13 protein-coding genes are annotated in these 14,279 nt (G+C 56.5%); 2 read left to right on the top strand and 11 right to left on the bottom strand.

What is annotated here, in order from left to right; genetic code table 11:
* Positions 1-7 precede the first annotated feature (7 nt).
* From hisS to J8E65_RS04040, 3 genes are all read right to left on the bottom strand, one after another.
* Positions 8-1,321, bottom strand: coding sequence for a histidine--tRNA ligase (gene hisS / locus J8E65_RS04050; RefSeq protein WP_210374136.1), 1,314 nt, complete (start codon positions 1,319-1,321; stop codon positions 8-10).
* Positions 1,318-1,878 (bottom strand): PTS sugar transporter subunit IIA, encoded by a 561-nt coding sequence (locus tag J8E65_RS04045; RefSeq protein ID WP_210374135.1) that lies wholly within the window; start codon positions 1,876-1,878, stop codon positions 1,318-1,320. Before J8E65_RS04045 ends, hisS begins: the two co-directional genes overlap by 4 nt.
* 65 nt (positions 1,879-1,943) lie before the next feature.
* Positions 1,944-3,011, bottom strand: coding sequence for an RluA family pseudouridine synthase (locus tag J8E65_RS04040; protein WP_210374134.1), 1,068 nt, complete (start codon positions 3,009-3,011; stop codon positions 1,944-1,946).
* Positions 3,012-3,081: 70 nt separating this feature from the next.
* Between J8E65_RS04040 and J8E65_RS04035 the strand changes: the two genes are divergently transcribed.
* The gene (locus J8E65_RS04035; protein ID WP_210374133.1) at positions 3,082-4,185 is read left to right on the top strand and encodes a M20/M25/M40 family metallo-hydrolase; all 1,104 of its coding nucleotides are present in this window, start codon (positions 3,082-3,084) and stop codon (positions 4,183-4,185) included.
* Positions 4,186-4,191: 6 nt separating this feature from the next.
* On the opposite strand, the gene J8E65_RS04030 is transcribed toward J8E65_RS04035, so the two are convergent.
* Both J8E65_RS04030 and J8E65_RS04025 read right to left on the bottom strand, forming a co-directional pair.
* Positions 4,192-4,947: a 3-keto-disaccharide hydrolase gene (locus J8E65_RS04030; RefSeq protein ID WP_210374132.1), complete on the bottom strand. Its 756-nt coding sequence runs from the start codon at positions 4,945-4,947 to the stop codon at positions 4,192-4,194.
* Between the two features lie 147 nt (positions 4,948-5,094).
* The gene (locus J8E65_RS04025) at positions 5,095-7,026 is read right to left on the bottom strand and encodes a methyl-accepting chemotaxis protein (RefSeq protein WP_210374131.1); all 1,932 of its coding nucleotides are present in this window, start codon (positions 7,024-7,026) and stop codon (positions 5,095-5,097) included.
* Positions 7,027-7,172: 146 nt separating this feature from the next.
* Between J8E65_RS04025 and argH the strand changes: the two genes are divergently transcribed.
* Complete coding sequence (gene argH / locus J8E65_RS04020) at positions 7,173-8,477, top strand: argininosuccinate lyase (protein ID WP_210374130.1); 1,305 nt, start codon at positions 7,173-7,175, stop codon at positions 8,475-8,477.
* Here the strand turns inward: argH and J8E65_RS04015 are convergent.
* The 6 genes from J8E65_RS04015 to bamA all read right to left on the bottom strand — a co-directional run bounded on the left by J8E65_RS04015 (position 8,453) and on the right by bamA (position 14,263).
* The gene (locus tag J8E65_RS04015) at positions 8,453-8,884 is read right to left on the bottom strand and encodes a secondary thiamine-phosphate synthase enzyme YjbQ (protein WP_210374129.1); all 432 of its coding nucleotides are present in this window, start codon (positions 8,882-8,884) and stop codon (positions 8,453-8,455) included. The two genes, argH and J8E65_RS04015, sit on opposite strands and share 25 nt — an antisense overlap.
* Positions 8,881-9,720 carry a 5'/3'-nucleotidase SurE gene (gene surE / locus J8E65_RS04010; RefSeq protein ID WP_210374128.1) on the bottom strand — a complete coding sequence of 280 codons (840 nt, stop codon included), beginning with the start codon at positions 9,718-9,720 and terminating at the stop codon, positions 8,881-8,883. The genes J8E65_RS04015 and surE overlap by 4 nt, the downstream gene beginning before the upstream one ends.
* Before the next feature lie 9 nt (positions 9,721-9,729).
* Positions 9,730-10,563, bottom strand: a complete 834-nt coding sequence (gene panB, locus J8E65_RS04005; protein ID WP_210374127.1) for a 3-methyl-2-oxobutanoate hydroxymethyltransferase — start codon at positions 10,561-10,563, stop codon at positions 9,730-9,732.
* A gap of 92 nt (positions 10,564-10,655) precedes the next feature.
* Positions 10,656-11,213 carry an OmpH/Skp family outer membrane protein gene (locus tag J8E65_RS04000; RefSeq protein WP_210374126.1) on the bottom strand — a complete coding sequence of 186 codons (558 nt, stop codon included), beginning with the start codon at positions 11,211-11,213 and terminating at the stop codon, positions 10,656-10,658.
* Positions 11,214-11,241: 28 nt separating this feature from the next.
* On the bottom strand, positions 11,242-11,778 hold the full coding sequence (locus tag J8E65_RS03995; RefSeq protein WP_210374125.1) for an OmpH/Skp family outer membrane protein: 537 nt from the start codon (positions 11,776-11,778) through the stop codon (positions 11,242-11,244).
* A gap of 13 nt (positions 11,779-11,791) precedes the next feature.
* Entirely contained in the window at positions 11,792-14,263 is a 2,472-nt protein-coding gene (gene bamA, locus J8E65_RS03990; protein ID WP_237181639.1) for an outer membrane protein assembly factor BamA, read from the bottom strand.
* Positions 14,264-14,279: the final 16 nt, after the last annotated feature.

Genomic DNA, 14,279 nt, shown 5'->3' with positions numbered 1-14,279 from the left:
TGTAGCGTTAGGTGAGGCGAACCACAGTACCTTTGAGAAAGTCGCTCAGTTCATCGAAAGCGACGTCGTGCTGCTGCCCTGTGCGCATATCACGGACGCGAGCCTGCTTGCGTAGCAGCTCTTCTTCTCCAACAATAACCGCATAGCGGGCTTGCTGACGGTTGGCTTCACGCATTTGCGCTTTCATGGAGCGGCCTTTTAAATCCAAGTCTACACGCAACCCTTCACGCCGTAGCTGCTGGGCTTGGCACAATGACCAACGTGCCGCGTTTTGTCCCAACGCTACGAGGAAAACATCCAGCCCCGGGTCTTCCGGGAAAGCATAATGCTGCGCCTGCAGCGCAATCAAAAGCCGTTCAATACCCGCAGCAAAGCCAATTGCTGGTACTGCTGCCTCGTGACCCAGCTCTTGGGCAAGCAAATCGTAGCGCCCGCCACCGGCCAGAGCGCTTTGGGCGCCAAGGTCAGGGCTTTCCAGTTCGAACGTAGTATGCGTGTAATAATCTAGCCCCCGCACAAGGAACGGATCTTCTACGAAGGCAATACCCAGCTCCTGGAGATGTGCCTTGACGGCTTCATAGTGCGCACGGGCTGATGGGCTAAGAAAGTCGAGGATGCGTGGCGCATTTTCAAGCAATCGACGCTCACGTGCATCTTTGGTATCCAGAATGCGGAGAGGGTTGGTCTCCAGCCGTTTGCGGCTGATGGCTGAAAGCTGCTCGGCGTAAGGCTCTAGGTAGGCTTGAAGCGCGGCCTTGTAGCGGGGCCGCGTGTCGGCATCGCCGAGAGCGTTAAGCCGAAGACGTAGCTTACGCAGCCCAAAGGCTTCGTAAACAGCCATCATTGCTGCAATGACTTCCGCGTCGGCCTCAGGTGTCTCTGCGCCGATCACCTCGACACCGAACTGGTGGAACTGCCGGTAGCGCCCTTTTTGCGGATTTTCGGCCCGAAAACACGGCCCCAAGTAATAGAGTTTTTGTACGCTACCTTGCTGGTCTAGTCGGTGTTGGAGATAAGCACGCATGACCGGGGCCGTCAACTCGGGGCGCAGTACGTAGTCGGTTTCTCCCCGACGAAAGGCGAACATTTCTTTGGCCACAATGTCGGTAAGCTGGCCTACGCCCCGAGCAATCAGTGGTGTAGGCTCGAGAATGGGCGTGCGAATCTCACGAAAATTAAACCGTTCCAGCACCTCCCGAATCACCTGTTCAACGTGTTGCCAAGCGCAACTAGGGACTTCATGCGCCCCCTCGCTGGCGGCAGCCTGCGGCAGAATATCGAACGTGCCTCGGATATTGCGAAGTGTTGGATCGAGACTCATGAATCTACCAGTTGCGACTCGCCTTCTTCAAACAAGTGCAGCACTTCTTCAGGGGTTCGTGCTTCCAGCAAACGCAGCCGGAAACTGTCCCGGTTCATGAGGCGGGAAATGCGACTAAGTAGCTTAATGTGTTGCGATTTGGCCGTTTCAGGTCCAACCAGTAAAAAAAGTATCCGTACTGGTTGCTGATCGATAGCCTCGAAATCCACGGGTTCTGCCGTAATCGCAAACGCGGCTACGGTGCCTGTAACGGCCGATGTTTTGGCGTGGGGCAGCCCAAGCCCTTTGCCTACACCAGTAGACATCATCTGCTCGCGGACCCAAACAGCTTGTCGTAGGGCCTCCAGATCGCGCACCGCCGGATGTCCGCGCAGCAGATCAATTAGCCGGTTGAGCACCTCTTCTTTGGTACGCCCGGGCAACCCAACCTGAATGGTTTCCGGTGAAAGCAGTTGATGAATTTGATAGGTCGTGGTTTGCATCGAAAATTCGGTTCGAAATTTAGCGCCTAAAGTTTCGCCTTCACGGGCTTGCGAAGGCTTACGAAACGCGATCATAATGGTTCACGCTAAGGACTCTGAACGCCGTAGAACGAACCAGCAGGCGGCTTGTTCACCCACTTTTACAAAGGATCGCATCGCAGCTTTTCCAGTGCCCAGGCCATATCATCCGGCAATGGTGCCGAAAAATGCAACCACTCGCCTGTTCGAGGATGCCTAAAGCCCAGCGTGTGGGCATGCAAGGCTTGGCGAGAAAGTCGGGAAAAAAGTTGTTCATAGAATGCTTTACGAGCAGCGGTCACCGGTCCATAGCGAATGGCCCGTCCCCCATAGATCGGATCGCCCACTACAGGATGCCGGATATGCTGGGCATGCACCCGAATTTGATGCGTGCGTCCAGTCTCTAGCCGGAATTGCACCAAGGCTGCTGCAGGTAAGGCTTCGAGCACTTCGTAATGCGTGACAGCACGCTTGCCTTTGTCTTCGGGGACAACAGCCATGCGTTGGCGGTTACGTGGATCACGACCGATAGGTGCCTCAATGCGCCCCTGGGCAGGGTTCGGAACCCCCCAAACGAGGGCCAAATACGTACGGGCGATCGTTCGCTGCTCAAATTGCCGGGCGAGTCCGGCATGTGTCTCATCGTCCTTAGCCACAACCATCAACCCTGTGGTGTCTTTATCTAAGCGATGCACAATCCCTGGCCTAGGCGCTTCCAGGCGTGTTTCGGTGGGCCCAGTACTCACCATGGAAAGCCCAACCGTCTCATCGTCGGGCAACTCCTCTTCTTCCTCAAAGCAGACGGGACCGCTACCGATGTGGTGCAGCAAAGCATTGACCAGCGTACCACTACGGTTACCCCGGGCTGGGTGGACCACCAATCCAGCCTGCTTGTTCACGACCAAGAGATAGGGATCTTCATAGACAACCTCTAACGGTATCGGTTCAGGTCGCAGCTCTACAGGCGGCTTTCGAAGCAGCCGTAAAGTGATCACATCACCTGCCTGTACCGTGTAGGCCGGTTTTTGCACGATCACTCCGTTGACCGTAACACGGCCTTCGCGGATGCCTTGCTGAATTTTAGTACGTGAGGTTGGCGAAAGAAAACGCGCCAAGTAGGTATCTAGACGACCACCTTCCCGGTAGCCTAGCGGTACTTCAAGCTGAATGCATACTTCCTGCAGCTCCATCGCACCTTGGTGGAAACAAAGCGACCGATCGGTTCATTTGCTGCACGCCATCCCTTTAATGTGCGGATCCATGTCAGGTTCGGTTACTCCAGCCTCAAACGCCAAAGTTGTCGAGCTGCTCAAGGCGCTCGTACGTTTTCCTTCCCTCAGCCATCAAGAAGCCGACATTGCAGACTTTATAGAACACTACGTGCGTCGCGCCGGCTTACCGGTGCAGCGTCTAGACAACAATGTGTATTTTTGGCTGGGGGAAGGCGAAGATCGGTTATTGTTGAATTCTCATCTGGATGTTGTGCCCCCTTCGGCCGACCATCCATTTGATCCTTTTGAGCCTGTCGAGCTCGACGGTAAACTTTACGGCCGAGGCACAGTGGATGCCAAAGCTAGCGTTGCAGCCATGACCACGGCCTTGCTCTCGCTGGCTCGCGAAGGCTGGCGTCCACCTCAAGGACAGGTCATTGTAGCGTTGACGGCCTGTGAGGAAACGGGAGGAGGCTACAACGGCCTTGAAGCGCTACGTCCGCACCTTCCACCCTTACAGGCAGCCGTTGTTGGCGAACCAACACGGCTTGAGCCTTGCGTAGCGCAGAAAGGGTTGCTGATTTTAAAACTCCATGCTCGCGGTCGCACCGCGCACGCAGCCCGGCCGCACTTAGGCGACAATGCCATTCTACGGGCCACACGCGATATCCAACGGCTGAGTCAGTTTCGCTTCGAGAAGGCTGATCCGTTTCTGGGCATGCCCACGCTGACGGTCACCACGATCCAGGGAGGCACAGCCCACAACGTGGTGCCTGAGCGCTGTTCGTTTACACTTGACATCCGCACCACACCAGCCTACACGCATGCTGAGATCGTGCAGCTTCTGTCCAGCGTTGTGGAATCCGAGATCGAAGTGCACAGCGACCGCTTTATTCCTGTTTCTACCCCAGTATCAGCGCGTATCGTGCAAGCCTGCCTGCGTGCCAACCCCACTGGCCGTCCCTTTGGCTCTCCAACCGCTTCCGACTGGATCTTTCTACACGACATTCCTACGGTCAAGCTTGGCCCGGGACCTAGCGAACGCTCACATACCGGCGGTGAACACATCGAACTAGAAGAGCTCACGCGCGCTGTCGAGGTCTATCGCAACATCATTCGCTACTACTACGCGCTAAAGCCCAACGGCTGCTGAGCAAACTTACTCGAGGGGTCGAACCCAGATGTTGCGGAAGCGTACCCGGTCGCCGTGATCCTGAAGCATGAGCGGCAATCGATCCGGGTGCGGCTCGTAAGGCGGTCGCGCGCGGTGGGCTGTCGGGCCAGTAAGCACGGCGCAGTCCTGCACAAGAATGCCGTTGTGCAAGACGGTTATGCGCGCCGGTTGCACCAGTTTCCCTTCGGCATCAAAACGCGGACGTCGAAAAACAATATCATAGGTCTGCCATTGGCCCGGAGGCCGCATGGCGTTCACCAAAGGTGGATACTGACCATAAATAGCCCCTGCTTGACCGTCCGGATAGGTATCGTTCTGGTAGGAGTCAAGCACCTGCACCTCGTAGCGCCCCATAAGAAAAACGCCACTGTTCCCCCGGCCCTGCCCTTCACCAGTCACCTCTTCTGGAACAGACCACTCCAGGTGAAGCTGCACGTCGCCAAAGCCCTGGCGCGTTTGGATGTTTCCACTTCCAGGAACGACTTCCATGTAGCCATCGACAACCCGCCAGGCAGCCTCTCCTCCCCCTACGCGTTCCCAGGCCGACAAATCGGTACCATCAAACAGCACGATGGCATCAGAAGGCGGAGCCGTGTGCTGTGCAAAGGGGGCTGGCGTCACTACGGGTGGTCGCGGCCGATTTAGGTCGTGAATCGCCCAGCTTGTGTCTACCTGTGCCATCGCAGAAAGGCCAAGGCTACCCCAAAACAGTCCCAATAAACCAGCGGTCAATATACGCATAGCGCATCTTACTTGTAGCTACTCCATGGCCATATGGTATGCATACCAACTTTAGGAAACAAGCCCTTTTAAAGCTGCAGGGGCAAGCCTAAGAAAGGCTTGCCCCGACTTGCCGTACAATCAGAAGAAACCTCAGAAAAAAACCTTCTAGACCTGGGTTAAGCGGCCAGCACCGTCAGGCACTAGCCGACTTTGCAGATCACGACCAACCTGAAACTGCCGGATCATTTGATTAAGTTCATCGGTGAGCCGGCTAAGCCCTTCAGCGGCCCGAGCGATCTGCTCCACCCCGCGGGCCGATTCGTGAGACAGGCGCGAGATCAGCTCAACACTCCGACTAATTTGTTCACTGGTGGTCGATTGCTCCTCGCTGGCGGCAGCAATTTGCGAAACGCGATCCAGCACGCGTTGCGCACCCTGGACAATTTGGGTCAGCGCCGTACCTGTCTGATCGGCCAGGCGAATACCTTCCTCGACTTCTTGACTCCCGCGCTGAATAGCCTTTACCGCCTCGCGCGTCTCACTGCGAATGCCCTCGATCATTTTGGCAATCTCTTTGGTCGCCTGAGCTGTCCGCTCTGCCAGCTTGCGCACCTCATCGGCCACTACGGCAAAGCCTCGACCATGCTCACCTGCCCGCGCTGCTTCAATTGCTGCATTCAGCGCTAGCAAGTTGGTCTGTTCAGCAATTTCATTGATGACCTGAACGATCTCGCCAATGCGCTCACTGGAAGCCCCCAAGCGCTCGACAGTCCGCGCCGACTCCCCAACAACTTGCGCAATCTGACGGATTTTTTCGACCGTTTCGCGTACGACTTGTTCGCCTTGTTGTGCCTGGGCGCCATTCTCCTGGGCTACCTCAGCGGTTTCCGTAGCGTTTCGGGCGTTCTCGATGATCGTACGCACCATCTCTTCGATCGCTGCAGCCACTTCGTTAGCTTGGCCAGACTGCTGCTGGGCTGTTGCAGCCAGCTCTTCACTCGAGGCGCTGATTTGTGCTGCCGAGCTGGCGGTCGAGGCCACTGCCTCGGTGACCCGCACAATCATCTGCCGGATATTGGCTACAGCCCGGTTAAAGCCCTCGTAAAGACGCCGGATTTCATCGTCACGCTCCGCTTCCAGATGCACTGTCAGGTCGCCAGCAGCAAACCGCTCCATCTGGGCTAGCATGCGTTCCACGCTGCGTGCCAAGTACTGCTGCTGGGCCTCAGAAGCTGCAACCGCTTCACGCACCTTTTGCTCTACGCTCTCCTTTTCGGCTTGCAACGCATCAAGCGCTTGCCGCACGCTGGCTACCATCTGGTTAAAGGCCCGTGCCAGCGACCCCACTTCATCCTGGGTGGTTGCCGTAATTGCTACATCCAACTGGCCTTCGGCAATCTTCTGGGCAGCAGCCTCTAGTTCCTGAATGGGCCGAACAACCGAGCCTCGCAGTACGCGGAAGGCCAGACCAATTCCCAGAGCTATTACCAATAAAGCACCCACAATCTCCCAAATCAAGAACCGTTGCTGCCGCTTCATCCAGGTCAAGCGTGCTTCGTTAAGCTGCTGCTCCGCATCTAGAAAGTCCTGCAGTTCCCGCTCTATCTTTTCCCAAAGCGCTGCATGCGTGGCCTTATGGGCAACTACGCTAGCAGCCAGTTCGCTCATGCGGAGCTGGCCCATATCAACCTCGGGTCTTTGAGCAAGCAGCACTTCGGTTGCGGAAATCCACTCTTGCATCGCTGCAGTTACTTGCGCCAAGCGCTCGACCTGTTCCGGATTGTCGCTTACCAATTGCTTTAGATCTGCAATCCGCTTTTCAAAGCGCGCCTTCTCCTCCTGATATGCCGTATGATAGGAAGCGTCACCCGTCAATAAATACGACAGCGCGTTTTGCTGCATCACGGCTCGTTCGAGCAACAAGCCTTGTGCTTGCTGCATAACCTGCTGTGAATGCAGCGCCCACTGCTGGGCTTCGCTCATCCCACGAAATCCCCACCAGATGAATACCGCCAGGACAATAGCCAGAACCTGAGGAACAAGCAGTGCCAGAACTATCTTGGTTTGGATGGAGGCGTTCTTGAGACGGTCGTACATGGCAAGCGGTCGCGTGATTGATTGGGGGAGTCAACAGGGCTAAAGATCGGCCGCCTTTGTGTAAACTTTAGCCCAATTGCCCGCAGACCCGTTGCGCAGCGCGATCGACTCTGTATTTTGCAGCCATAATCTACACGCTTCCAGGTATGCTCTGGGCAAAAGGATATACCATTGCTAGCTGGGTGCAGCGGTTTACCGTAGGCGAAGACCACCGCTGGGACACACTGCTTTTACCTTACGACATTGAAGGCACACGAGCGCATGCAGCTGGGCTGACCCAGATCGGCGTGCTTACTGATGCTGAGTTTCAGGCAATCACCCAAGCATTGGATGCCCTAAAGGCTGAGGTAGCTGCCGGTCGCATCGCAGTGCGCCCCGAAGATGAAGACGCACATACGGTCATCGAGCAGTACCTAACGCAGCAGCTGGGAGACATCGGCAAAAAAATCCACGCGGGTCGCTCGCGTAACGACCAAGTACTTGCAGCATTGCGGTTATTCTTAAAAGACGGTTTGCGTGAGGCCGGCCGGCAAGTAGCTCGTATTGTCGAGCACCTGTGTGCGCTAGGTGCTCAGTATAACGACGCGTTGATGCCTGGCTACACGCATCTGCAGCAGGCCATGCCTTCGACAGCCGGCCTGTGGGCACTAGGCTATGCAGAGCTGCTTTTGAGCGATCTAGCAGCCTTGCGCCATGCTTTCGATCAGGTGGATGTGTCGCCCTTAGGCAGTGCGGCAGGCTATGGGGTGCCTTTTCTAGCACTTCCTCGGGAAGCCGTAGCCCAGCAGCTAGGATTTCGCGCGCTGCAACTTCATGTGACGGCTGTGCAGCTCTCGCGCGGCAAGTTAGAGCTGCATGCGGCGCATGCCCTGGTGCAGGTAGGGGCTACGCTCAACCGTATGGCTTCGGACTTGGTGCTCTTCAACAGTCAGGAATTTGGCTTTGTAGCCCTGCCAGCCGACTTGTGTACTGGCAGTAGCATTATGCCGCAGAAGCAAAACCCAGACGTGCTGGAACTGGTGCGTGCGGGTTATCACCGGCTGCTGGCCGAGCTAAACGTACTGCTGACGCTTCCAGCCAACTTGCCTTCAGGGTACCACCGCGACTTGCAGCTTACCAAGGAAGCCGTTGTGCGCTGCGTGCTGCATGCGCAGGATATGCTGACCGCCATGGACAACCTGCTGCCTTCCCTACGCTTTCGGCGTGACTGCATGCAAGCTGCCTGCACCCCAGCGCTGCTGGCTACTGCCGAAGCACTGCGTCGCGTGGCCGAGGGCGTGCCGTTTCGCGAGGCCTACCGTCAGGCTGCGGCCGAACTCGACAGGCTCCCCCAGCCTGAACCACAGCGCGTGCTGGCAGCTTACCAAGTAGACGGCTACCCTGGGCGCGGACGGCCCGACCTAGTGCAAAAGCGCCTTGCAGCTTTTCAGGACTGGCTAGGAACACCTTGAACGGTAACCACCAGCTCGCGCTGGCGCGGCCGCACGTCGCATTCCACCAGTACGAGTTGCTGCCAGGTGCCTAGCACGGGCTGCCCGTCACGCACCGGTACCGTTGCCGAGGCACCCAGTAAGGTAGCTTGCAGGTGGGCATGCGCATTTCCGTCGTGCCAGGTCAGCTCGTGGTAATAGGTCTCGTGCGGGGGCACCAAACGATCCATGAGTTCGGGCAAATCGCGCTGCAAGCCAGGCTCAAGTTCAATGGTGCCTACAGCTGCTGTACTGCCTACCACGTGCACATGCACCAAACCCCGAGCAACGCCAGAGCGCGCCACCACCGCTGCCACAGCTTGGGTTAGGTCCTGCACATCTCCATGTCCTGTTGTGCTGCACTGGAGGGTTTCCTGATGAACAATCATGGCCGGTCTGTTGGATGCGCCTGCGCTAGGGTTATACCTTCCCAGTCCCAAGCACGCAGCATGGACCGGTAGGCATGAGCCGTTAGGTCGTGGTGTAGGGGCGTGATGGACACGTAGCCTTGCTCGATGGCCTCCAGATCGGTATCGTCACCCTCGTCCAAGTTCACAAAACGCCCCGTTAACCAATAGTAAGGTTGGTTATGAGGGTCAAAGCGTTCTGTAAAACTCTCCTCCCAACGCGAGCGGGCCTGCCGGGTAATGGCAATACCTTGAATAGCCTCTAGGGGCAAGTCGGGGATGTTGACGTTCAGCAAAATGCCCGGGGGCAAGCCGCGTTGCAGCACGGCTAGAGCGATCTTGCGTGCGTAGTAGGCTGCTGCGCGGTAGTCCTTGGGCTCCCAGTTGCAGAGCGAAAAAGCGATCGCGTCGATGCCCAAGATGGCTGCTTCGGTCGCTGCACTGACGGTTCCTGAGTAAATCACATTAACGGCTGTATTGGGACCGCGATTAATGCCACTGACGACCAGGTCGGGCCTGTGCGGCAGCAGTTGGTGAACGGCCAGTTTGACGCAATCGGCTGGAGTACCGCTAACGGCGTAGGCTTCAACCTCACCCGAAGGGAGCCGGAAAGGCCATCGCCGTACCCGCACTGGATCGCGCACCGTAATTGCATGGCCTACGGCACTCTGTTCCTCTATCGGAGCGACCACGTACACAATGCCCAGCGCATCCATCGCTTCCGCCAATGCCGCCAGCCCCGGTGCATCGATACCGTCGTCATTGCACACCAGGATGAGCGGCCGGTGATTCGCAGAGGTTCGCTTCGGGTTCATCATGACTGGTGCCTAATAGCTTTCTTCTGGGGAAGGGAACGTGCGCTGGCGTACGTCGAGCACGTAATGCTGCACGGCTTCAGTAATCACCTCAGCTAAACGGGCATAGCGGCGTACAAATCGGGGATGAAAATCAACGGTTAGGCCCAGCATGTCGTGCAGCACCAGCACTTGCCCATCGCAATCTACACCTGCACCGATGCCGATGGTAGGAATGCGCAATGCCTGGGTCACCTCACGTGCCAGCCCAGAAGGAATCTTTTCCAGCACCAGGGCAAAACACCCAGCCTCTTCCAAAAGGCGAGCGTCACGCCGCAGCTGCTCAGCTTCTTCCGGCTCCTGAGCCCGCACCTTGTAGGTGCCAAAGCGATAGATACTCTGAGGTGTTAGACCCAGGTGGCCCATAACTGGGATGCCGGCAGTAACGATACGCTCGACTGCTTCGACTACCGGCTTGCCGCCTTCAAGCTTGACCGCGTGCGCTCCGGCTTCTTTCATCACCCGGATGGCCGAGGCCAGCGCTTCATTAGGGTTGCCTTGATAAGAGCCAAAAGGCAGATCGACCACCACCAAAGCCCGGCGCACAGCCCGCACGACACACTGGGCGTGGTAGATCATCTGGTCTAGCGTAATGGGCAACGTCGTTTCATGGCCGGCCATGACGTTCGAAGCCGAATCGCCAACCAGGATTACGTCGATGCCTGCAGCATCCAGGATGCGCGCCAGGGTGTAGTCGTAGGCTGTTAGCGCCGCGATGGGAATGCGGGCGGCCTTCATTTCTTGCAACGTTTGCGTGGTCACACGCCGGGCATTGACCGTGAGCGAAGGTGAAGCAGGGGTCGACATGACTCGTGGCAGTTGTAGGCTACGCGTCGTATTCCAACGAAAAAGCGGGCGTCTAGCTCCGACGCCCGCTTTACTTAAGCCACACGCTGAAATTAGTTATTTCGAGGCTGACCGGCCGTAGCTCCTTCCTCTGGTACCTGTATGCCCAAACGGCGAGCCACTTCGCGCGTAATATCGACTACCCGGCTTTCGTTGACATAAAGCAAGGCCTGTGCCCGTAGCACCACGTCCAGGCGCTGCTCTTGGGCCACCTGGTCGATCACCTGCTGCACCCGCTCCAGCAATGGCCGCAGCAGTTCCTGCTCCCGTTGCGCTAGCTGCTGCTGGCTTCGAGCAGAGGCTTGCTCAATTTCGTTTTGCAGCTGGAGCAGCTCTTGCTCCCGTTCTTGGCGGCGCTGCTCCGAAAGCAAGGCCTGCTGCCGCTGGTAGCGCTCCAACTTCTCTTGGTATTCCTTAAACATCTCTTGCAGCGCTTGCTGGCTCCGTTGCGCTTCTTGCTGGAGTTGCTGCTGAATCTGCTGGTATTCACGCATGTTGAAGATGATGACGTCTGGGTCGGTATAGCCAATGCGCAGCGTTTGCGCAGCAGCTTGACTAAGCCCTCCCCAACCCAACAACAAGCCGAGCAGGAGTAGAGTGCGAACCTTCATTGCAGGGTCGTAGCTAAGGGTGAAAACATCAGTTGCGAGATTCTACATTGACGTTAAGTTGGGCAAGAACCCGATCGCTTAAGTCATGTTCCGGTGGGGCATACAGCAGCATTGGCGCCGCAGCTTTGTCCAGCACGTAGTCATATCCACGATCGCGCGCTACCGCTTCGATAGCTTCAAGTACGCGCTCTTGAATAGGGCGCAAGAGGGCTTCTTGCTGGCGAAACAGCTCGCCCTCTGGACCAAAGTACTGCTGGCGCAAACGCTCGAGCTCTTCTTCCGCCCGCACGATCTCCTCACGCCGTCGCTGCCGTTCTTCTTGCGTGTAGAGTAGCTCCCGAGCCTGATATTCTTCGAACATTTGATCGATGTTCTGGCGGCGTCGGTCGAGCTCGTTTTGCCAATCCCGCACCATTTGGTCTAGTTGCTGTTGCACAGACTGATACTCCGGTAGCCGGCTTAAGATGTACTCGGTATCGACATAGCCGATGCGGTGCTGCGCCTGAAGCGCGCTCGACCAGCAGAGCATGCCCAGCAGTGTAAGCAGGCCTACATGCCTCCTCATAAGCAGGAAAGATTTACTGGTTAAAGCCTTGGCCCAGCGAAAATTGGAAGTACCAGCGCCGAGAGCCATCATGATTTTGTGAGGAGATGGGCTGGAATTCGTCAAAGTTGTAACCATAGGTCAGCTCAATCATCCCCAAAATAGGCAGAAACAGCCGCACGCCAAAGCCGGCAGATCGGAAAAGCTGGGCCGGATTATACGTAGCCCATCGGTCCCACGTGTTGGCTGCATCCATAAACAGATAAGGTGCTGCCTGAAGTTGCGGCGTTTGCACCGCTAGCCAACGCAACTCTGAAGTGTACTTGTTCAGGATGCGTCCACCCACCGGTTCGTCGTTCAGGCGCGGCCCAAGTACGCCCAGCGGATAGCCGCGCATGTAGACGATGTCTTTGCCGTAGTAACCAAAGGCGCCCTGGGTGTCAAAGGGTGATCCGCCAACGATAAAGCGCTGGAAGGCCACCGGCGCTCCAGTGATAGAGCCAATGTAGCCAAAGTCTGTACCGAAGGCTAGAGACACCTTTCTTGCCAGGGGAATATTCCAGCTTGTTTTCAGCCCCCACTTGTGGTATTGCACGTAGTTGGCAATCGGCAGCGCCACGTCAAGCGACAGGCGAACAAGCGAGCCTGAGGTTGGGAAAAGTGGGTTGTCGAGCGCGTTGCGGGTTAAGCCCGCTCGCAGCGTGACCTCTCGGCTTACACCCAGTGGCAGCGTAAAGGTGAAGTTGTCGTTTTTGAAATACTGAAAGCCTAACCCCAGCGAACCGCTAAAGTAGTCGTCAGGCCACTTAAGACGCCGCTCATAAAAGACGCGGCTAGTAAACGTAGTCAGGTCACCAATATTGCTGTAGTAAGGATAGTCACTAAACCGGGTGTAGTCTACAGCAAAACCTACCGGCGTAGGCCGCCCCCGAAACCAAGGCTCCGTAAACGAAATCCCGTAGCTTTGATAATAAGTGCCGTTGGTTTGAATGCTCAGCGAAAGCTGCTGGCCGTCGCCTGAGGGTAGCGGCCGCCAAGCTTTGCCATTGAAGATGTTCTGTGCTGAGAAATTGTTCATTGTAAAGCGCAGCATCAGGATCAATCCAAGCTGCCCCCACGTGCCCGAAAGCTCAAGCTGATCGCTACCCACTTCTTCGACCTTGTAGGTCAAGTCGACAGTTTTCTTTTCTGGATTGATTTGCACTTCAGGCCCTGCGGCTAAGGCTTCCTGATTAAAGTAGTTGAGCTGGGCTAGGCGCCGAATAGACTCCTGGATCGCGTCACGGCTGAAGGTTTCTCCAGGGATGGTGTAAAGCTCTCGACGAATGACGTGCTCTTTGGTTTTGGTATTTCCGGCAATCGAGATCGTTCCAAACTCAAAAATGTCTCCTTCGTAGATGTCGAAGTACAAGTCGAGTGAATCGTCGCCCACAACTTGAAAGCGCGGCTCAACCCGAAAGAGCATGTACCCCCGGTTCATATGCAAGCTGGTGACATCGGAGCTGCGCTTATTCCCATAGAGATTTTCTTCCAGTTTTTTCCGGTTGAAGGGGTCGCCAGGCCTGAGCCCTAAGGCCTCTGTGAGCACGTGGTCCGGATAGACTGTATTGCCTTCCCATTCGATGCGGCGGATATAGTAACGCGGGCCTTCGTGAACAGTCACTTGGACAACCAGCTCCGGGTCCTCAGTATTTTCCGCCAGGTACACCGTATCGCGCACAATACGGGCATCGTAAAAGCCTTTTTCGTTGTAGTAATCAATGATGCGCTGCAGGTCTTCCTCAAACTTTTGTGCATCAAAACGCGCTTTGCGCCAGAAGCGCCACCAGCTTTTTTGCTTGGTATGCTTCATCCTACCCCGCAGTTTACCATCGGAGACCTCTTGGTTACCCTCAAAAAGGATCTTGCCGATCTTAACTTTTTCGCCCCGGTCGACGTCGAAGTGCAGCACTACTTCTCCCTCCTGATTCACTTCGCGACGTGTCGCTACGCTGGCCAACAAGTATCCTTTTTCCTTGAGGTAATCTCGGATGATCTGCTCGGAGCGTTCCACGTCGGCTGGGCGCACGCGCGCGCCACGAAACAAGGGCAATTTTTTGCGGAGCTCTTTTTGATCTCCTTTTTTCAGGCCTGAAAAGGTGTAATCGGCCAGACGCGGCTCTTCTTGTACGCGAATGGTCAAGTAGACGGATTGTCCCTCGCGGCGATCTTCGACAATTTGTACTTGTGAAAACAGGCCAAGCTGGTAAATGCCGCGGATGGCGCTAGCCAACGCGGGATCTCCAGGAAGCGTGAGCTCCTGACCAATGCGCAGGCCGCTGGCCTGGAGCACCAAGTCTTTGGTGGTTTCTCTGCTTAGGCCCTCAACGCGGATTCCTTGTAGCGTGAGCTGGCGCGGCGCCGCAGACCACGTCTGGGCGTGCGCGGCCGCAGCTAGCAACCACAGCAACATACTGAGTCCATATGGCCACATGCGTTGGGGTTGCATGCTCCCTGGTAGGTTCATGGGTTTGGCTTCTGGT

Source organism: Rhodothermus bifroesti (assembly GCF_017908595.1).
In the GTDB taxonomy this organism is placed as follows: Bacteria; Bacteroidota; Rhodothermia; order Rhodothermales; family Rhodothermaceae; genus Rhodothermus; species Rhodothermus bifroesti.
The sequence above is the reverse complement of the archived record's forward strand: the minus strand, read 5'-3'. Positions and strand labels throughout refer to the sequence as shown.